Origin of the sequence: Alkalithermobacter paradoxus (genome assembly GCA_002029295.1) — a bacterium.
GTDB classification, from domain to species: Bacteria; Bacillota; Clostridia; order Peptostreptococcales; family Peptostreptococcaceae; genus Alkalithermobacter; species Alkalithermobacter paradoxus.
Genome location: MZGW01000001.1, coordinates 458,492 through 478,447 on the forward strand (window position 1 = coordinate 458,492; position 19,956 = coordinate 478,447).

The 19,956-nt window shown below is 30.7% G+C and carries 25 protein-coding genes; 3 read left to right on the forward strand and 22 right to left on the reverse strand.

The window, feature by feature from the left end:
• Positions 1–3: 3 nt before the first annotated feature.
• The 16 genes from accB to CLOTH_RS02475 form a co-directional block, all read right to left on the reverse strand.
• Positions 4–459, reverse strand: a complete 456-nt coding sequence (accB, locus tag CLOTH_RS02400; protein ID WP_079410854.1) for an acetyl-CoA carboxylase biotin carboxyl carrier protein — start codon at positions 457–459, stop codon at positions 4–6.
• A 118-nt stretch (positions 460–577) separates the two neighbouring features.
• Positions 578–1,354: a CheR family methyltransferase gene (locus tag CLOTH_RS02405; protein WP_079410856.1), complete on the reverse strand. Its 777-nt coding sequence runs from the start codon at positions 1,352–1,354 to the stop codon at positions 578–580.
• 50 nt (positions 1,355–1,404) lie between these two features.
• Positions 1,405–2,235 (reverse strand): 4-hydroxy-3-methylbut-2-enyl diphosphate reductase, encoded by an 831-nt coding sequence (locus CLOTH_RS02410; RefSeq protein ID WP_143715400.1) that lies wholly within the window; start codon positions 2,233–2,235, stop codon positions 1,405–1,407.
• Between the two features lie 15 nt (positions 2,236–2,250).
• On the reverse strand, positions 2,251–2,838 hold the full coding sequence (locus CLOTH_RS02415) for a lysophospholipid acyltransferase family protein (protein WP_079410861.1): 588 nt from the start codon (positions 2,836–2,838) through the stop codon (positions 2,251–2,253).
• Between the two features lie 12 nt (positions 2,839–2,850).
• The gene (cmk, locus tag CLOTH_RS02420; protein ID WP_079410863.1) at positions 2,851–3,498 is read right to left on the reverse strand and encodes a (d)CMP kinase; all 648 of its coding nucleotides are present in this window, start codon (positions 3,496–3,498) and stop codon (positions 2,851–2,853) included.
• Positions 3,495–3,875 (reverse strand): chorismate mutase, encoded by a 381-nt coding sequence (aroH, locus tag CLOTH_RS02425; protein WP_079410865.1) that lies wholly within the window; start codon positions 3,873–3,875, stop codon positions 3,495–3,497. The genes cmk and aroH overlap by 4 nt, the downstream gene beginning before the upstream one ends.
• Before the next feature lie 57 nt (positions 3,876–3,932).
• The gene (locus tag CLOTH_RS02430) at positions 3,933–4,541 is read right to left on the reverse strand and encodes a histidine phosphatase family protein (protein ID WP_079410867.1); all 609 of its coding nucleotides are present in this window, start codon (positions 4,539–4,541) and stop codon (positions 3,933–3,935) included.
• Positions 4,542–4,591: 50 nt separating this feature from the next.
• The gene (locus CLOTH_RS02435; protein WP_079410869.1) at positions 4,592–5,455 is read right to left on the reverse strand and encodes a MurR/RpiR family transcriptional regulator; all 864 of its coding nucleotides are present in this window, start codon (positions 5,453–5,455) and stop codon (positions 4,592–4,594) included.
• A gap of 42 nt (positions 5,456–5,497) precedes the next feature.
• Positions 5,498–6,037 carry a 2-oxoacid:acceptor oxidoreductase family protein gene (locus CLOTH_RS02440; RefSeq protein ID WP_079410871.1) on the reverse strand — a complete coding sequence of 180 codons (540 nt, stop codon included), beginning with the start codon at positions 6,035–6,037 and terminating at the stop codon, positions 5,498–5,500.
• Between the two features lie 2 nt (positions 6,038–6,039).
• Positions 6,040–6,861 (reverse strand): 2-oxoacid:ferredoxin oxidoreductase subunit beta, encoded by an 822-nt coding sequence (locus CLOTH_RS02445; protein ID WP_079410873.1) that lies wholly within the window; start codon positions 6,859–6,861, stop codon positions 6,040–6,042.
• Entirely contained in the window at positions 6,861–7,994 is a 1,134-nt protein-coding gene (locus CLOTH_RS02450) for a 2-oxoacid:acceptor oxidoreductase subunit alpha (protein WP_079410874.1), read from the reverse strand. The genes CLOTH_RS02445 and CLOTH_RS02450 overlap by 1 nt, the downstream gene beginning before the upstream one ends.
• 16 nt (positions 7,995–8,010) lie before the next feature.
• The gene (locus CLOTH_RS02455; protein WP_079410876.1) at positions 8,011–8,205 is read right to left on the reverse strand and encodes a 4Fe-4S dicluster domain-containing protein; all 195 of its coding nucleotides are present in this window, start codon (positions 8,203–8,205) and stop codon (positions 8,011–8,013) included.
• A 139-nt stretch (positions 8,206–8,344) separates the two neighbouring features.
• A complete protein-coding gene (surE, locus tag CLOTH_RS02460) occupies positions 8,345–9,124 on the reverse strand; it encodes a 5'/3'-nucleotidase SurE (RefSeq protein ID WP_079410877.1) in 780 nt (259 codons plus the stop codon).
• A gap of 108 nt (positions 9,125–9,232) precedes the next feature.
• Complete coding sequence (locus CLOTH_RS02465; RefSeq protein WP_079410879.1) at positions 9,233–10,630, reverse strand: oxaloacetate decarboxylase subunit alpha; 1,398 nt, start codon at positions 10,628–10,630, stop codon at positions 9,233–9,235.
• Between the two features lie 77 nt (positions 10,631–10,707).
• On the reverse strand, positions 10,708–11,139 hold the full coding sequence (locus CLOTH_RS02470; protein WP_079410881.1) for a GNAT family N-acetyltransferase: 432 nt from the start codon (positions 11,137–11,139) through the stop codon (positions 10,708–10,710).
• A gap of 12 nt (positions 11,140–11,151) precedes the next feature.
• A complete protein-coding gene (locus CLOTH_RS02475) occupies positions 11,152–11,859 on the reverse strand; it encodes a pseudouridine synthase (protein WP_079410883.1) in 708 nt (235 codons plus the stop codon).
• Between the two features lie 129 nt (positions 11,860–11,988).
• Between CLOTH_RS02475 and CLOTH_RS02480 the strand changes: the two genes are divergently transcribed.
• On the forward strand, positions 11,989–12,174 hold the full coding sequence (locus CLOTH_RS02480; RefSeq protein WP_079410885.1) for a hypothetical protein: 186 nt from the start codon (positions 11,989–11,991) through the stop codon (positions 12,172–12,174).
• Between the two features lie 92 nt (positions 12,175–12,266).
• Here CLOTH_RS02480 and CLOTH_RS02485 read toward each other — a convergent pair whose 3' ends face one another.
• The 4 genes from CLOTH_RS02485 to CLOTH_RS02500 form a co-directional block, all read right to left on the reverse strand.
• The gene (locus tag CLOTH_RS02485; RefSeq protein WP_331721967.1) at positions 12,267–12,722 is read right to left on the reverse strand and encodes a ferritin-like domain-containing protein; all 456 of its coding nucleotides are present in this window, start codon (positions 12,720–12,722) and stop codon (positions 12,267–12,269) included.
• 67 nt (positions 12,723–12,789) lie between these two features.
• Positions 12,790–13,449, reverse strand: a complete 660-nt coding sequence (locus CLOTH_RS02490) for a TIGR01906 family membrane protein (protein ID WP_143715401.1) — start codon at positions 13,447–13,449, stop codon at positions 12,790–12,792.
• 56 nt (positions 13,450–13,505) lie between these two features.
• Entirely contained in the window at positions 13,506–14,180 is a 675-nt protein-coding gene (locus tag CLOTH_RS02495; RefSeq protein ID WP_079410887.1) for a hypothetical protein, read from the reverse strand.
• 19 nt (positions 14,181–14,199) lie between these two features.
• Complete coding sequence (locus CLOTH_RS02500) at positions 14,200–16,662, reverse strand: heavy metal translocating P-type ATPase (RefSeq protein ID WP_079410889.1); 2,463 nt, start codon at positions 16,660–16,662, stop codon at positions 14,200–14,202.
• Positions 16,663–16,822: 160 nt separating this feature from the next.
• Between CLOTH_RS02500 and CLOTH_RS02505 the strand changes: the two genes are divergently transcribed.
• Positions 16,823–17,311, forward strand: a complete 489-nt coding sequence (locus CLOTH_RS02505; protein WP_079410891.1) for a hypothetical protein — start codon at positions 16,823–16,825, stop codon at positions 17,309–17,311.
• A gap of 110 nt (positions 17,312–17,421) precedes the next feature.
• Positions 17,422–17,598: a hypothetical protein gene (locus CLOTH_RS10555; protein ID WP_158080446.1), complete on the forward strand. Its 177-nt coding sequence runs from the start codon at positions 17,422–17,424 to the stop codon at positions 17,596–17,598.
• 33 nt (positions 17,599–17,631) lie between these two features.
• Here CLOTH_RS10555 and CLOTH_RS02510 read toward each other — a convergent pair whose 3' ends face one another.
• Positions 17,632–18,468 (reverse strand): YjjW family glycine radical enzyme activase, encoded by an 837-nt coding sequence (locus CLOTH_RS02510; RefSeq protein WP_079410893.1) that lies wholly within the window; start codon positions 18,466–18,468, stop codon positions 17,632–17,634.
• Positions 18,461–19,954 carry a YjjI family glycine radical enzyme gene (locus tag CLOTH_RS02515; protein ID WP_079410895.1) on the reverse strand — a complete coding sequence of 498 codons (1,494 nt, stop codon included), beginning with the start codon at positions 19,952–19,954 and terminating at the stop codon, positions 18,461–18,463. Before CLOTH_RS02515 ends, CLOTH_RS02510 begins: the two co-directional genes overlap by 8 nt.
• Positions 19,955–19,956 lie beyond the last annotated feature (2 nt).

Below are 19,956 nucleotides of genomic sequence, written 5' to 3' on the forward strand. Positions count from 1 at the left end.
TGATTACTTGTTTAAACGTATTTCAAATAAAGGTTGATTATATTCAACTAAATCTTCATTCTCCACAAGTATACTTATTATCTCTCCATCTACATCGCTTTCTATTTCATTCATAAGCTTCATAGCCTCTAAAATACATAAAGTATCTCCTTTACTTACCTTCGATCCTACACTAACATAAGGCTGTGAATCTGGTGAAGGTGCTTTATAAAAAGTTCCCATTAAAGGTGCTTTTATAATATAAATGTTTTCATCTGTAGATCTTACAGTTTCTTCAATAACCTGTGCTGTTTCTTCATTTTTAATCACTTCAGTAGTAATATTTTCATAAGGATTGTTTTGTGATGAATATACACCTTTTTCTATGTAGATTTTAAAGTTGTCATTTTGTATCTCAAGTTTGTTTATATTAGTCTTATCTAGTGTCAAAATTAAATCTTTTATATCCTTTGAATTCATAATTTATTCCTCCTCTTTATACCTGGTACTAATATCATATAATATGATTATATCATATTATGATTAATGCTTACAACAAAAAAAGGTTATGGAACTGATAATTCCACAACCTTTTTTGTCATTGCACTCGCCCATAAAAAAAAGTTTTTACAGGCTTCAAATTATATTTGTGAGGCATTATTATTTGTTCTGTACTTCCTACAAATAAAACTCCTTCTTTTTTTAGAGATTTGCTAAATTTCTCATAAATTACTGCCTTAGCTTCTTCTGTAAAATATATCATCACATTCCTACATACAATCAAGTCGCAATTGTCTGTAAACGGGTCTTCTAGTAGATTTTGGTGTTTGAAGGTAACTCTATTTTTTATATCATCTTTAATAGCGTAAGTACTATCATTAAGCTTATCAAAGAACTTAATGATAAATTCATTTGGTAAATTTTTTAAACTTTTCTGGGTGTATATGCCACTTCTAGCTTTATTCATAACTTCTTTATCTATATCAGTTGCTAAAATATTTATTTTATTTAAAGGCATAAACTTACTTAAAAGCATAGCTAATGAATATGGTTCTTCTCCTGTAGAACAGGCCGCACTCCAAACTTTTAAGTTTGTATTGTTTTTAATCAAATTTGGAATTATATGATCTTCCAATACTTTCCATTGTTCTGGATTTCTATAAAACTCTGATACGTTTATAGTCATATAGTTTATAAATTCATTAAATAAGTCCTTGTTTACGTCAATGTGCTTAAAGTAGTCTTCAAAATTATTGAATCCATTTCTAGCAGCTAAAGATTCAAGCCTTCTTTTCATTTGCTTTTCTTTATATAAAGACAAATTGATACCTGTCTTTTTATATATTTTCTCTTTGAAATATTCGTATCCAAGCATTAACAACTACTCCCCTGTTTTAAATGATGTTTGAACCCCTTAATATTCAGTTACAAGCTTTTGATTTTGTCAATTACATTATCAATTACCCAATCTGGAGTTGATGCACCAGCAGTTATTCCCACATTTGAGCATTTCGCAATTTCTTGCAAGTCTAAATCTTCAATAGTTTCAATAGCGTATGTTTTGCAGAACTGACTACATATTTGAACTAGTTTTTGAGTGTTAGAACTATGAACCCCTCCTATTACTATCATAGCATCAACTGTTTTAGATATTTCCATAGCAGCTTCTTGCCTTTCTTTCGTTGCAGAACATATAGTATTAAAAAAGACAGTATCTGCAATAATATCTTTTAGTTTGTTACATATTTGATCATAAACCTGTAAATTCATAGTAGTTTGTGCTACAACACAATACTTATTATTTCTAGAAACTTTGTCTAAATCCTCTATTTTCTTTACAATTATACCGTCATTATTGCACCAACCATTAATTCCTATAACTTCTGGATGATTAGGATCGCCTATTATTATTATTTTGTATCCTTCATTGTAATATTTACTTGCTATATTTTGTATTTTTTTTACGTATGGACAGGTAAGATCTATAATATTTACTTCTTTTTTCTCTGCTTCTATGTATACATCTAAAGGCACCCCGTGAGATCGTATTATAACTGTATCCCCTTTACCTACTGTGCCTAAATCATCAATTATCTGAAGGCCCTTCTCCTCATACTTCTTTACAGCCTGTGAATTATGAATAAGTGGACCAAGTGAATATATTTTTGAATTATTTTCAAGGGCTTTCCAGGCTCTATCCATGGCTCTTTCAACACCAAAGCAAAATCCTGCATATTTAGCTATTTTAATTTCCAACATTATTCCTCCATTTTAGAATTTATTTATATCATCAGCTATTATATCTAATACTTTCTGACTCAATCTTTCATAATCTGAAGAACTAAGTTTATTTTCATAATACTCTTCTAAACTTAATGGATCATTTATATTAATTATAGTTTTGTTAAATAATTTATAGTTAGAAATTATTGATACAGGTACTATTTTAGATTTTCCTTTAATTGCAAGCATAGCAGTTCCTGCTTTAGCTTTTCCTAATTCTTTTTGTTTACTCCTAGTGCCTTCTGGGAAAATACCTAAAGTACCATTACTTCTCAATATCTTTAGAGCTATTTTAATAGTAGACACATCAGTTTTAGATCTATCTACTGGAAATACACCTAGCTTCTTCAATATATATCCAAAAATTTTATTACTAAACAGTTCTTTCTTTGCCATGTACGAAACTTTTCTTGGCATATAAATTCCTATGAATACAGGGTCAAGTAAGCTTTTATGATTTGATGCAAATATTAATGGTTCATCTAAAGGAACTTTTTCAACTCCTCTAACTTCTATTCTGTATAGTATTTTAAGTATAGGACTTAGTATTCCTCTTGTAATTTCATAAAAAGTCAAATAAACTCCCCCTTACTTTATATACTCAAGTATTTTAGAAACTACATCATCTATAGATTTACCACTAGTGTTTATTTCAATTGCATCATCAGCTTTGATAAGTGGTGCAAATTCTCTTTGCGAATCTATCTTATCTCTATTTTCTATGTCCTTGATTATCTCATCTATAGTTACTTCATATCCTTTGCTTTTGAGTTCTATATATCTTCTGTACGCCCTTTCCTTTACACTTGCAGTTAAAAAGAATTTATAATCTGCATTAGGAAAAACGTATGATCCTATATCCCTACCATCCATTATTACTGAATACTTTTCTCCCATTTTTCTTTGAAGAGATACCATAACTTCTCTTACCTCTTTTATCTGGGCTATATTCGAAACAAGGCTTGAAACTGATAAGTCTCTGATTTCTTCATTAACAATTTTTCCATCTAGGTATATATTGTTATCTTCGAAATCTATATCTGAATTTCTTGAGATTTCGATTATTTTATTTTCGTCAGTAATATCTATTTTTTTCTGTAACACTTTGTAAGTTATTGCTCTATACATAGCACCACTATCTATATAATTGATATTGAGCTTCTGAGATATAATTTTAGCTACAGTACTTTTTCCTGCACCAGCTGGTCCATCTATTGCTATAACTACTTTTTTCATATTTTTCCACTCCTTGATAGTAAATCTGGTCTCAATATTTTAGCTTCATTTAAATATACATGTACAATATCATCTTTTCTCTTGTTTGAGTTAATGTACATTAATATCCTTATGCATTTTTCCATACTTTCTTTAACGTATTTCTCTTCAAAATTTAACATTGGAGTATTTACCATTCCCATATTTCTCCTAGCAACTTCTGAAGGGTATACAGCATCTAAATCACTTGTCATTGTGAAAATTATACTTATTATATCTCTTTCGTCAATTTGATTTAAATCTAGTATTTCCTTAAGTAATATTTCCGTTTCCGCTAAGATCTCTTCCTTAGTATTTTCTTTAACTGTAGTAGCTCCTCTTATAGCTAATGTTATCATATTATCACCATCTCGCAGTATTATATCAGATTTAAAATATTTATTCTAGTAATATTATTAGTAATTTAGATGATTAGTATCATTAAGTTTTACGATTACAGGTCCATATTCTTTGAATTGAACAATATTCAATGCAGTATTATCTTGTTTTATTCTATAAAGATTACTTAAATCAGAACCTAATAAGCTTAAAAGTAATACTTTTATTGTCATACCGTGAGATATCAGCAATATATTCGAATTTGTATGATTTTTGTTAAGGTTTATAACTTGTTTATAGATTCTTTCTTTTAAAGCAACTAAATTTTCACCATCAGGTATAATAGCCTTGTGAGGTTCATTTCTCCAAATTCTATAAACATCAGTATAAGTTTTTTTTATCTCATCAATAGTCAAACCTTCCCATTTACCAAAATTTATTTCTCTTAGAGATTCTAAATAGTTAACATCCTTACTAAGAATGTTAGATATTATCGCAGATGTTTCTTTTGTTCTCCCTAAATCACTGCTATAAATAAAATCTATATCGTATTTTGATAATCTTTTTGCGATATTTTCCGCCTGTCTTTTTCCTTCTTCTGTTAGTTTTGAATCTCCATGCCCTTGAGTTTTTCCTTCTATATTCCACTGTGTTTCTCCATGTCTTACTATAAAAAAAGTGTTCATATATACCCTCCTATTTAATTATTATAAAGAAAAAAGAAATAGGAATTTTCCTATTTCTCATCGTAGATGTTATATTCTTTCCATATGTATTCTAGCTTATCAAAATATTTTTTGATCTCATCTTTCCTTCTCATACCTACAGCTACTATTAGTGCATTAGCAAAACTTAAAGGTGCTACTAAAGAATCTACAAATGAAGCCATATTGCTCTTAATTATAATGCTATCATCACATAACGCAGCGATAGGGGATAATACACTATCAGTTAAAGAGACTAATGTAGCTCCTTGTTCTTTAGCATATTTAAAAAGTTCTAATGTTCTCTTAGAATATCTAGGAAAACTTATTCCAATAACTAAATCGTCTTTATTAACATTAAGTATTTGCTCGAATACATCACTTATTCCATAGCTAACCACTTGAACATTATCTAGTATTAAGTTAAGATAAAAGCCAAGATATTCAGCTATTGCAGTAGAACTTCTAAGTCCTACAATATATATTTTTTTAGCGTTAAGAGTCTTATTGATAAGATTTTCAAAAGATTCAACATTCACTTCGTCTAATGTGCCTCTGATATTGTCAATATCAGATTTCAAAACTTTTTTGAGAATTGCCCAATCACTAGAGTATTCTTTTGCCATTTCAACCCTTTGGACAGTTGTTAATTTTGTTTTGATAAGTTCTTGAAGTGCCCTTTGAAGCTTAGGATATCCATCAAATCCTAACGCATTAGCGAATCTAACTACTGTAGATTCGCTAACTCCAACTGTTTCACCTAATTTACATGCTGTCATAAAAGCAGCTTTATCATAATTGTCTAGTATGAACTGAGCAATAAGCTTTTGTCCTTTACTCAGTTGGGAGAATTTTTGCTGTATAGTCACTATCAAATCACTTTTCTTTTCTATCATCAAATAAAACTCCTTCTTACTTGGATAGACCTAACCTACATATTATCTAGCATACTCTTTAATTAGAAGAGCTCCTTCTTTTAAAGCTAATGTATTAAGGTCTTCTGTTCCTTCAGGAACCCTTTCGAGTACTGCAGCAGTAAGTTGCTCTTGAGAAACTATCCCCATAACCTCGCCTATAGCACCAAGTGCCACTATATTTGCAACCATAGCTTTGCCTACTTTGTTAACTGCAGTTTCAATTATCGGAATGTTATAAATTTTTCCTGTTACAGTATTGTAATCTATTTTTACAGATGAGTCAACTATTAATATACCATCTTCTCTTAAATCTTTCGAATATTCCTGGAAAGACTTCTGAGTAAGACATAATAGTATATCTGGCTTTCTAACTTTTGGATAGTTAATTTCGTTTTCACTTATTATAACTTCAGCTTTACTAGCCCCACCTCTTGCTTCAGGTCCATAAGATTGAGTTTGCACTGCATTCATATTCGACCTAATAGCAGCTTCAGCTAATATTATTCCTGCAAGTATTAACCCTTGTCCACCCGAACCACTTAGCCTTAACTCCTTTTTCATAACTATCTCCCCTTTTTAAATCTATCGATAATTTTTTGATATTCTTCTGTATATTCAGGTTCTATTACGTTTTTAAACTCCCCAATGAATAGTTTTCCCTTTATTTTTTCTTCTGGGAGCTTATCTTTAAGTTTAATATCTATGAAGCTATCCTTTAATTCGTTCATTATGTTTACTGCGTTTCCTTTTTTATTTTTTCTTCCATAGTAAGTAGGACATATACTAACTCCCTCAATCAAAGAGAACCCTTTATGGCTTATACCTTTTTTAACATAGTCTATCATTTGTTTAGCATGATAAGCAGTTGATCTAGCAACATATGTAGCTCCAGAAGCTGCTCCTAGGTTACAAATATCAAATGGCTTATCTATGTTTCCATAAGGTGCAGTTGTAGCTTTATCACCTGTTGGAGTTGCTGGAGAATACTGTCCTCCAGTCATTCCATATATGTTGTTGTTAAATATTATTGTAGTTATATCTATATTTCTTCTTGCTGCATGTATTAGATGATTTCCCCCAATTGCAGTAGCATCTCCATCCCCAGATATTACAATTACGTGTAGTTCAGGGTTTGCAAGTTTTAATCCAGTTGCGAAAGCAAGTGCTCTTCCGTGAGTAGTATGTAAAGTATTAAAGTCCATATATCCAGCAGCTCTTGATGAGCATCCTATTCCAGAAACTATACAAACCTTATCTTTATCTAAACCTAATTCATCTATAGCAACAGAAATTGATCTCATTAATACCCCATGTCCACATCCCGGACACCATATATGAGGTAATCTCTCAGTTCTAAAAGTTTTTTGTATAACTCTACTAGACACTATAATACCCCCTTAACTTTCTCTATTATTTCTTCTGGAGTAATGTATTCTCCATTTGCCTTATTTATACCATGTACTTTTGCGTCTTTAACTGCAACCCTCTCAACTTCTAGAACGATTTGTCCAAGATTCATTTCTGTTACGAATATATTGTTAATTTTTTCACTTAATTGTTTTATCTGTTTCTCAGGGAACGGCCAAATAGTCTTAGCTATAAACATACCTGCTTTTATTCCTTGCTCCCTTAATAAGTTAACAGCTTCTTTAGTTGATCTAGCCATACAACCATAAGTAACAAACATAACATCTGCATCTTCTAAAAGGTATTCTTCATAAATTACTATATCATCTATATTGTTAGAAATTTTCTTCATAAGTCTATCTAACTGTCTTTCAGCTTCTTTAGTACTGTTAGTAGGGAACCCTGTTTCATCATGGAAAAGTCCTGTAACGTTATATCTATACCCTTCACCAAAGTTAGCCATAGGTGGGACTAAATCTTCAGTATACTCATAAGCTTTATATTCTTCTGGAGGGCAGGTTGGTTTTTTTCTATCTATTACTTCAAGTTCTCCTTCTTGAGGTATTTCTATCTTTTCTCTCATATGACCTATTACTTCATCTAATAATATAATAACTGGCATTCTGTACTTCTCTGCAAAATTGAAAGCCTTAACTGTCATGTCAAAAGTATCTCTAACAGAAATTGGTGATAAAGCTATAACAGGATGATCTCCTTGAGTACCCCATTTAGCTTGCATAACATCACCTTGAGCAGGAGCTGTTGGAAGTCCTGTACTTGGGCCACTTCTTTGAACATTAACCACAACAACCGGTATTTCTGTCATACATGCATAACCTAAGTTCTCTAATTTTAATGAAAATCCTGGCCCGCTTGTAGCAGTCATAGATTTTAATCCTGCTAAAGATCCACCTATAGCAGTAGCCATACCAGCTATTTCATCTTCCATTTGTATGAATTTTCCGCCAACTCTAGGCAGCAAAACAGCTGAAACCTCAGCAATTTCAGTTGAAGGGGTTATAGGATAACCTGCATAAAATCTCATCCCAGCATAAATAGCTCCTTCAACACAAGCCTCATTCCCTTGTAATAACTTGATAGTATTAGCCATATATTTACCCCCTTAATTACTTTTCTTCATTTTCTACGTATATAGCAAAATCTGGGCATCTAAGCTCACACAGTCCACATGCTATACACTTTTCGATATCTGCTATGTATATCTTATCTTCCTTTATATCGAGAACGTTTTTAGGACAAAACTCTACACATATTTTACATCCTTTACACCATTCAGGTTTGATTATAAGATTTTTCTTCAAAAAAAACCCTCTCCCTTCCTTTATAAACAAATAGTACTTTCAAATATATAATATCAGAAGGAAAAGGTTTTTGCAATTAAAGTTTCACAAATTCTGGCATAAATTTCATTTGAAATTTTCACTTCAAAAAATACAACCTCTAGATGTCTAGAGGTTGTATTTCCTTCATTATTCTGCCTATTCTGTCATAATGAGTTAAGTCATATTTTAGAGGAGTAATAGCTATAAAACCATTCTTTATAGCTGTAACATCGCTATTTTCATCTTGTTCTAATTCTACAGTTTTTCCCCCAAGCCAATAGTATATATTTCCTCTCGGGTCAATTCTTTTCTCGAAAGTATTCTCATACCTTCTTATGCCTAACTGTGTTACTTTAAATCCATTTATTTTAGTATCTCTAATATCTGGTATATTAATATTAATCATAGTATCATCTAGCATTGTTAAATTATCCTTAATTTTGTCTATAAACTGTACTACATACTCAGCACCTTTTTCATACTCTTTTGAAGATATATTTTTACCATCATAAGATATAGCTATAGAAGGCTTGTTTTGAACTAATCCTTCCATTGCACCAGAGACTGTTCCAGAATATATAACATCTGTACCTAAATTTGGTCCGTTGTTTATTCCACTTAAAACTAAATCTATATGGATATCTTCCAATATAGCTTCGATTCCTAGTTTTACACAATCAGCTGGAGTTCCACTTACAGCATAAGCATCTATATCTGTATTTCTGAAATTCACTTTCTTTACCATTAAAGGATTGTGTATAGTTATAGCATGACCTATTGCACTTTTTTCTGAATCCGGTGCAACTACATATACGTTAGCTATAGCTTTAACTTTATTAGCTAGTTCAAAGATTCCGTCAGCATACACTCCATCGTCATTAGTTATTAGTATGTTCATATATCATCACCTTTTTGTAATTAATAGGAAAGTATATGGCTAGTTGTTCATAACCATATACTTTCATTAAGTTAAGAATATTATTTTTGAGATAAAACGGGAGACTTTTTATACTGGATGAGTTTTCTGAGCTTCATCATAAACAGATGATTCTATTCTAAATTGGCTAGCCCATCTATCTTCGAAATACTTCTTTGCTACCTGAGGGAATAAAGCATAAGACAATACATCTTCGTCAGATTCATAAAACTCATTTATCTCTTTTTTAAACATTTCAAATTGAGGCTGTAATAAATCCGCAGGTCTTTGAGTTATAACTTCCTCATCACCTATTATTTTATTTTTAATTTCTTCCTTTATAGGTACAGGAGGCTTACCATACAGACCCTTAACGTAATCTTTTATTTCTTTAGGAACCATTTTATATCTTTCTCCTAGTATTACATTAAACACAGCTTGAGTTCCTACCATCTGACTAAGAGGAGTTACTAAAGGAGGATATCCTAAATCTTCTCTTACTTTCGGAACCTCTCTTAATACTTCTTCATATTTATCTTCTGCATTTTGAGCTCTAAGTTGAGACAACAAGTTAGATAGCATACCTCCAGGAACCTGATAAATTAGAGCTTTTGGATCTATTGCCATAACTTTATAATCTAAAATACCTTCTTTTATGTATTTTTCCTTTATATCTTTAAAATATTCAGCTATCTCACTTAATAAAGTCAAGTCTAATCCAGTATCGTACTGTGTTCCTTTTAAACTAGCAACAATAGGCTCAGTTGGTGGTTGAGATGTGCCAAGAGCAAACGGTGATATAGCGGTATCTACTATATCTACACCTGCTTCTATAGCTTTTAGCAATGTCATTGAAGCTACACCACTTGTATAGTGAGTGTGTAATTCAAGAGGAACTTTTATTTCTTTCTTTAAGCTTGATACAAGTTCATAAGCATCAAACGGAGTTATAACTCCTGCCATATCTTTTATGCATATAGAGTCTACCCCTAAACTTTCCATATCTTTTGCTAACTTTATGTAATAAGGTATGTTATGTACAGGACTTGTTGTATATGAAATAGTAGCTTGGCAATGAGCTTTTTCTTTTTTGATAGTATTTATAGATGTTTCGAGATTTCTTATATCATTTAAAGCATCAAATACTCTAATTATATCTATTCCATTATGTATAGACTTTTTGATGAATTCTTCAACTATATCATCTGGATAGTGTTTGTACCCTAATAGATTCTGGCCTCTTAGAAGCATCTGAAGTTTAGTATTTTTTATTTCTTTTCTTAACTTTCTAAGCCTTTCCCAAGGATTTTCATTTAAAAATCTTAAGCAAGCATCAAATGTAGCTCCACCCCAAACTTCAAGTGCATTATATCCAACAGAATCAAGTTTTTGTGCTATAGGTAACATTTCATCAGTCTTTAGTCTAGTTGCTATTAATGATTGATGTGCATCTCTCAATATAGTTTCTGTTATTTTAACTTTACCCATAGGAATACCTCCTTTGTTTTGTAAAACGTTGTCCTAAGAATATTCTATTTGATTATACTACATATATCAATAAACTATCAACTTCTTTTCTTACTATGGCAGGCAGTATTGAAAAAATCTGGTAAAATAGCGTATATATATTCTTCATCTTTAAGATTCTCACTTACTATGAATTCTCTCTCGGATAAATCCATAAAGCCTATTTTTTTAAAGAATTTCTCATTAATGTCTTTCTTAATTAAAAATAGTTTTATCCCATTTAAGTCAGCTAAATTTAGTAAAGATTTTATTAATCCATCCTTTAGAATACCTTCACTAGTTTTGTCTAATACAATAAAATCCTTAAGATATGCAATTCCATCTTCCGTTTTGTAACTTGCGCATCCTAGTATATTTTTATCATCATATATAGCTAGCAAATTATGTAGTGATTGTGTATCTAACTCTCTATTTAATATACTTTCCACTACACTCTTATCTTCTTTATTAATTCTTGTTATTTTCAGCATTTTTTCAACTCCCTATAAAGATTTTAGATAGCTTATCTCCTTGCTAGATAAATATCTCCATTCTCCTTTTTTAAGATTTGAAAGAGTAATATTTCCCATTGAGATTCTTTTTAAAGTCAAGACAGGGTGGCCTATTGCCTGACACATTTTTCTTACTTGTCTATTCTTTCCCTCGTGTATTGTTATTTCAACTTTAGAAAAGTCTTTTCCATACTCTAACACTTTAAACTTAGCAGGTGATGTAATATAGTTATCTATTTTTATACCTTTTTGAAATCTATCTATACTTAATTTGTCAGGGTGCCCCTTTATTTTAGCTATGTATGTTTTAGGAATCTCATGTTTTGGATGTGTCAATTTAAATGTAAGCTCTCCATCATTAGTAAGAATCAGAAGACCAGAGGTATCATAATCTAACCTTCCTACAGGGTATATTCTCTCGCGTACTGAACCTATTAAATCTACTACATTTTTTCTGTTAAACTGATCTTTAACAGTAGTAACGTAACCTTCAGGTTTATTTAATAATATATATATTTTCTTTTGCTCTAGATTTATTTTTTTTCCTTCAACTTCAACTATATCATTGTTTTCATCTATATTTGTACCTACTTCGTTGACTATTTTTCCATTTACTTTAACCTTTGCATTTACTATCAACTCATCAGCTTTTCTTCTAGAGGTTATTCCACATAGTGCAATATATTTATTTAATCTCATTAAATCTCTCCTTGATGATTGTTATATATAATAATTTATACCACTTTATATATATTTACAACTTATTTAAATAATATTTTATTAATTTGGTTAAATTAATATTGAATCTCACATTAAGGAGGATTTCAAATGCCTAACAAAAATAATAAGAACAATAGACATAATAAAAATGGTAGATCGACTCCGAATACTAAACTTGAATTTGCAGAAGAGTTAAATTTGCATCCTAATGAACATCCAAGTCAAACAGGATCTGTAAGTCAAAATACAAGTAGACCTGTTTCTAAAAGAAATAAGAATAAAAATCAAAAGTAATTTTATTAATATGGTTGCATTAAAGCAGCCATATTTTATTAGTAGTATTTTCTACTAGGAATTGTAATTCGTAAAGCAAGAGCCATGAGGCTCTATTGTACGGGATATGCATTTTTACTCTTCATATAATTAAATATATGCTCTCCATGCTCTTGTTCTTCTTTTTGTATATGATTTAAAGCTTTTCTGATGTTTGTATCAGTACATTCAAAAATAGTAGTGTTATACCCAGACGAAACATATTTCTCAGTCATTAACAAGTCTTTGCAGAATTTAATATCTTCTGGATTATAACTTGGAGATTGATCAAATACAATTGGTGCATTACTTTGAGCACTTTGTTGTTGCATATTAGGAATTTGTCCAGATAGAATTTGATTTATAGTATTTAAATGTTGTCTTTCTTGATCTGCATGATAAGTAAATAGTTGCTTTAATTGTGGGTCTTGAGCTTTATTTGCATACTCAGTATACTTTTGTATACACATTTCTTCATGACTTTTTTGATCTTCTAGCATCATTCTTTCTTTTTGACTTAGTTGCATCATAAATTTTAATACCTCCTTGAATTGTTACAATTATTGTTTGCCAATTCTAGAAATCATATTCATAGCCTTAAGATAATGATTTGATAACTTTAGTTACCTTGATATATAAAAGCTTTAATACAAAACTAAATAATAATATTATTGTTAGAATCAACAGAGCTGAATGGTAAAAGAATTCTTGAGGTAACATATTTATTATAGGATCAGTATTAGGATCGAATTGCCAATAAGTATTATCAAAAAATATTTCATGAAACACAGTAAAACTCGTATCAAAATCTAAAATAAATGCGCTCATTAATATTAGCGGTGCCGTAAACAAGATTCTAGCTGCATACAATATGTATATATACTGATTATTTTTAGTACTTATATAAATAATTAGTCCAGCTGCAATAGATGTTACTATAAGTACTACATCTAAAGTTTTAAATATATCCCTAACTTCCTTGAAGTGTATTTTTCCATATTTCGAAGAAGGAAGTGTTGGAAGGTTAAATTCTTCATTTTCCCTACCCATTAAATAATTTATTGTATAATCATAATTAACTTTAATTTCTTCTTTAGTCATTCCTGAATCTTCTTCGATATTCAAATAATCAATATCAAAATAATACAATGGTTTGAACGCTAAAGTGAGCTTAACAGACATAATGATTATTATTAAGCTCAGTATGATGGAAGCTATAGTATTTATAACTGTAGATACATATTTAATGTTTCTCAAAATAGTCCTCCTTATATTACAACTAAAAGCCTTAGAATTCTAAGGCTTTTAGTTTGTTAGTTTAAATCAAATGGTTTTACAAATTTATCTTTTTCTTCTCCACCATGTATATCAGCACGTTGTACTAATTTCCATCCATCTAATCTTTCTGAATCAACCCCAGCACTTATAAAATCATGCGGATTAAGTATAAATACTATATCTTTGTCATTATTACTTATATCTTTAGCCCATTCAAATTTATTTCCATCACCCAAGTTTATTCCAAAATGATCCATTTCTTCATGGTATCCTATTAATTTCCTGTGAGAACGAATAATCTGTTTAAATGAATTTTTAGCTGTAGAATCTTCACTATATTCAAATTTATTATCTCCTAAATCAGATACTATTATTATAGTCCCCTTATCCTTATTATATATATACTTTTCTCTTGGAAGCTTTAATGTATCAAGACCTGCATTAATAAAAGGGGTAGCATCAATCTCAAATCCTATATCAAATGTATTCTTACTAAAATCTTTGCTCCAAATAAATTTTTCCTTACCTGGTGATTGTAATACCCATTGATTTCTTTGCTCATCAAAATACACATTCTGATCACTGAAATTGATTAGTTCTTCAAATGACTTTATAGCAAAATTCCCTATTACATCTGTGTCTTGGCATGCTGATAATACTAATACAACTGTGCTTACCAAAATAAATGATATCATCCTCTTTATTTTCATATATAACCCTTCCTTTTTTCTATTTATAAGGCTTGAACTTCTTCAATCTTAACGCATTAGCTAGTACCGATACTGAACTTAAAGACATAGCAGCTGCAGCAAACATAGGATTTAACTGCGGTCCCCCAAAAGCATATAATACTCCTGCAGCTAATGGTATGCCAGCAACATTATACGCAAATGCCCAGAATAAATTTTGCTTAATATTAGTTATCGTACTCTTACTTAATTGTATAGCAGTAGCAACATCCATAAGGTCACTTCTCATAAGAACGATATCTGCGGATTCCATTGCAACATCAGTTCCTGATCCTATAGCAATCCCTACTTGAGCTTGTGCTAAAGCTGGCGCATCGTTAATTCCATCTCCAACCATAGCTACCTTCTTCCCTTCTTCTTGAAGTTTCTTAACTTCATTTGCCTTATCTTCAGGTAGAACTTCTGCTAAAACTCTATCTATTCCAACTTGCTTTGCTATAGCTTGAGCAGTTCTTTTATTATCACCTGTTATCATAGCAATCTCAATACCCATATCTTTAAGCCTTTGTATGGCTTTTTTACTACTTTCCTTTACTACATCAGCTACTGCTATGATACCTAATAAATTGCCATCTATTGCAATATACATCGGTGTTTTTCCTTCAGAAGCTAATCTATCAGATTCACTTTCCATCACAGCAAGATCTATTTTTTTATCTAGCATAAGTTTACGATTACCTAAGAGAACATTTTTTTCATTTATATATGCTTCTATACCATGTCCTGGTATAGCTATGAAATTACTCACACTCAAAAGCTCTATATTATTTTCATTAGCAAATCTTACTATTGCTTCTCCTAATGGATGTTCTGAACCTTTTTCTGCAGACGCTGCAATTTGCAATACTTTTTTACTCTCAGTAGGGTCTATCGTTATTATATCTGTAACCTGTGGTCTACCCTCTGTTATTGTTCCCGTCTTATCAAATACTATTGTTTGTATTTTATGTGCGATTTCAAGAGCCTCTCCACCTTTAATTAAAACTCCATACTCTGCCCCTTTGCCTGTTCCTACCATTATCGCTGTTGGAGTGGCAAGACCCAATGCACAAGGGCATGCTATCACCAGCACCGATATAAATATTTTAAGAGAAAATACTAAACTTTCACCACTTAAATACCAACCTATTCCTGCTATAACTGCAATAGCAAATACAACAGGAACAAAGTAACTCGACACTATATCTCCTAACTGTGCTATAGGAGCCTTAGATCCTTGAGCATCTTCAACTAATTTAATAATTTGAGATAATGCAGTATCTGCTCCAACCTTTGTTGCTCTAAACTTAATTGATCCATGTTTGTTTATACTTGCTCCGATTACTTTATCTCCAACATTTTTTTCAACAGGTATACTTTCTCCTGTAAGCATAGATTCATCTATAGTCGTACTTCCCTCTACCACTTCTCCATCTACTGGTATTTTTTCACCTGGTTTAACTAAAATTATATCTCCTACTTCTACTTCTTCTATTGACATCTCAATTTCTTGACCATTTTGTATAATTATAGCAGTCTTAGGTGCCAATCCCATAAGTTTTTTCATAGCTTCTGATGTTTTTCCTTTAGAAACTGCCTCAAGCGCCTTACCTAAAAGTACAAGAGTTACAATCATAGCAGCTGTTTCAAAGTATAAATAATGAACATACATAAAATCTCCGGTTGAAATTCTATATGTCGAATACGAACTATAAATAATAGCTGCCAATGTTCCAATTGCAATTAACGAATCCATATTAGGACTTTTCCTTATTATAGCTTTAAATCCAACTGTATAAAATTTATATCCAGCTATTACAACTGGTGTAGTAAGAATAATTTGAGCAATAGCATTATTTAGTGGATAATTCATAGGATCTAGCAAATAAGGTATTGGTATGTTTATGCCTGGTATCATTGGTCCCATAGCTATATAAAATAATGGAGCTGTAAATATTATCGATACAATAAATTTATACCAGAACATCTTTATCTCTTTTTCTTTTATTTGTTTATCTCTATCAAAGTCGCTAGATTTTTCAATATCTAAAGGTTTATATCCTAACTTTAATATCGCCTGTTTTATCTGAGAAGCCCTCACTTTATTTACATCGTAAGTTACAGTAGCTTTCTCTGTCGCAAAATTTACATTAACACTGTCTACCCCATCCATTTTTTTAATCTCTGCTTCTATACCTCTTGCACAAGATGCACACGTCATTCCCTGTATTGGTATGCTAACTTCCTTTTTTTCATATTCATTTACTTTATATCCTAATTTTATTATTGTGTCCTTTATATCTTTGATATCTATTTTAGATTCATCATACTCAATACTTAACTTTTCTGTAGCAAAGTTAATATTAACACTTGATACTTCTTTAAATTTTTTTATTTCTCTTTCAATCCCTTTAGCACAGGATACACACGTCATTCCCTCGATATTTAACACATGTTTTTTCATAACTCATTCACCCTTTCTCTGAAATAAAACAAATATTCCTTATACCCCTTACCAGTATATACTATGTTTAAAAAAAATTCCACACTTTTATAAAATAATTTGATTATAACTATAAACAATGTATAATAAATACATGAAATATTTATATGGGGTGATAATTTTGGAAATTATAAAGAAAAATAAGATGATTATTTCAATTATTTTATTAGTGGGAATGTTATTTACAACTTCACTTTATGTTTTTAATGACTATAATAACGATAATCATACATGTACTGAGAGTTGTAATCATAGTGATGAGAATTTATACAATAGCGTGAACAATAAAGTTGACAATGAAACTGCACTTAAAATAATGGATATGTATATAAATTTAGATAATTACGAAGGGAAAATGGCAACTCTACAAGGACAGTTGTTCAAAACATATGATGAATACTCTATAGGCGTTATACAGACCTTAGCTACTGGTGAGGACCTTGCATTTAACATCATTCTTGATCCTAACAACCCTCAAATAAATGAATTTGATGTATTAGACTGGATCGAGGTAACTGGCAAAGTTGGAGTAGTAGATGAAGTACACGGTGATCACACTCATGCAGTTCCAATACTTTATATAGATACAATAAGAAAAATAGACAACTAAAAACATTACGTAACTTCTAGATTTTGTATTGTTTTTCATCTAATTCCTAATATGTACTTATCATCTAGGTTAAACTAGTAAATAATTAAAGAATTAAAGGAGGAATTAATGTGACTAAGAAAAATAAAACTCCAACAAAATCTAGAGCTACTAACCCTAGAATACCTTTTCAAAAAGCTCATTTAGAAGCTGGGAAAGAACTTAGTGTAAATTTTAATGATTTGGACTCTAAACTAAAACATAACAGAAAAAACTCTCACTATACTGCTCAAGACTTTAACGATTAGAAATAAGGACCGTTCGGTCCTTATTTTTAATCGTTAGACTACAATTACATTTTCACACCCGTTTCTTCTTGCTAATTCTGACAATCCATTCATAGTTTTCTCATCAGGTGTATAACTTTTTATAATCTCAGTTCTTACACCTATAGGCCTATATTTTATCAGTTTATATCTTATATTTGAATTTAATGATGCAATTAGTTTACTTATCATGTCAACATTGTAATAATTATTTAAGATGTCAGGAACTATAACAGTTCTTACTTCGTAAAGCTTGTTTATATTTGAAATGTATTTTACATTTTCTATTACTGTTTTATTATCTTTACCGGTTAACATCATATGCTCTTTAGAATCATATGATTTAACATCAATCATAGCCATATCCATAACACTAACTAATTCACACATCTCATCTAATGGCAAATATCCATTAGTATCTAAAAATGTAGATAATCCTATGTTTTTAACTTCTTTAAAGAGTTTGGTTACAAAATTTGATTGTAATGTACATTCTCCACCAGAAACGGTTATTCCTGATATAAAAGGCTTTATTCTCTTTATTTCTTTTAATATATCTTCAACACTCATCTGAATAGTTTTAGGAGAACTATTTTTCGTACAAGTAACTACACACTTATCACAATCTTTACAAAGAGTTTTATTCCACACTATTTTGTCCTTAATTATACTTATAGCGTTGCTTTCACACTCTCTTGAGCATACTTTACAATGACTACACGTGTTTATGGTTTCAGGATTATGGCAGTAGAGGCAGTCAAAATTACATCCTTGCAAAAATATTGCCATTCTGTTTCCCGGACCATCGACTGAGCTAAAATGAATGATTTTATTAACCAAAGCACTACACATTTTTTCTTACCTTTCGACCTAATATATTCTGATTTTTAACAGATCCAAGTCCCAGAACAACTGTATCATGAAGAACTTGATTTCCTTTTTCTAATTTTTCCATATCTGATTTTTTAACCAGATACCCTGTAATTCTGACAACATCACAATCTGTAGAATATAGTGAAAAATACCTCATTCCTATATTAAATGCACCTTTAATTATATCTAGTATATACTTAGGATTTTGTTTTGATGTACTATCAAATGTAAAAATATCCCCTATGCCTGAAGGGAAATATTTATGAAATTTAGCAGATTGTATTAAGTGCTGATGAAGTTCAGGCTCTTCACCTATAGGTATTCTACATCCAGGGCTAATTCCATTGTCTAAGTCAATACCAACCTGTGCATGTAACAGATACTTGCCCTTTGTAATCTTGCAATGAGGATTGTTATATTTATTAACCTCTTGTTGAATTTTCTCTATAATTTTTATACCTAATTCATCAGCTTCATGACTATGACCGAACCTACCTTTTAAATTTTTGTTCCCCATAAAATTATTTACACAATCTGCTAAACCAAATATTCCAAACATACTTGTAAATTTATCTTTGTAAATTAACTTTTCCTTTACCAAAAAACTAGACTCAAAGAAGTTACTTTCCTCAACTAAGAATCTGACTCTTTCATCCATATACTCTATCATTCTATTTACTGCATCAGGTAATATATTATCAATAAAATCTTCTACACTCGACCCTTTGCTTGATAACTTAGCTAAATTCAATCTAACAAGTGTATGACTCCCCCCACCTATATTTAATCCATTATAGCAACTTGCTATTGCATAATTTTCTCCTAAGTCTTTCTTAAATATGCCATGGTTTGCAAAACTAGGCTTTGCAGTTACTAGAGCAGTACTTATAGCTTCAATACATACGCTTTCAGGTGTCATCTCCCCATATTTTAACGTTATATTCGGAACAGCATTTTGAAGCTCTCTCTCGGCTTTTAATATTAATCTTCCTGCTCTAGTATCGTAAGGACCTATATTTGCATGACAAAATGAATCTGTTAAAGTTCTATCTATATGTGTTAAAAATAACTTTATAGCATTAAATGCTTCATCTTCATCATCTATGAAAGGCTCTAATAAAGTGTCTATGTTCCCTATGTACACAGGAAATGATGTTATAGAAGGTACATGTTTATATAATATTAAAAGATTATTAGTTGCCTCCCATATATTTTTCGGAGGATTAAGTTTTAGAAACTCACTTCCTTCTTTCATAAATTTTTCATAATCGGGAACAACATATCTTGGTCTATAAGGTGCATTTCCTTCGAATAGGTCGCAAATTATTCCTTCATCTCTATATTGTTGAATCCTATCGTTTATATTTAATACATTAATATCGTTTTCACAACATCTAGCAAGAGCAATTACCTTTTGTTCATACGTTAAAATTCTATCTTTTATTATGTCTAAAGCTTTTTCCATAG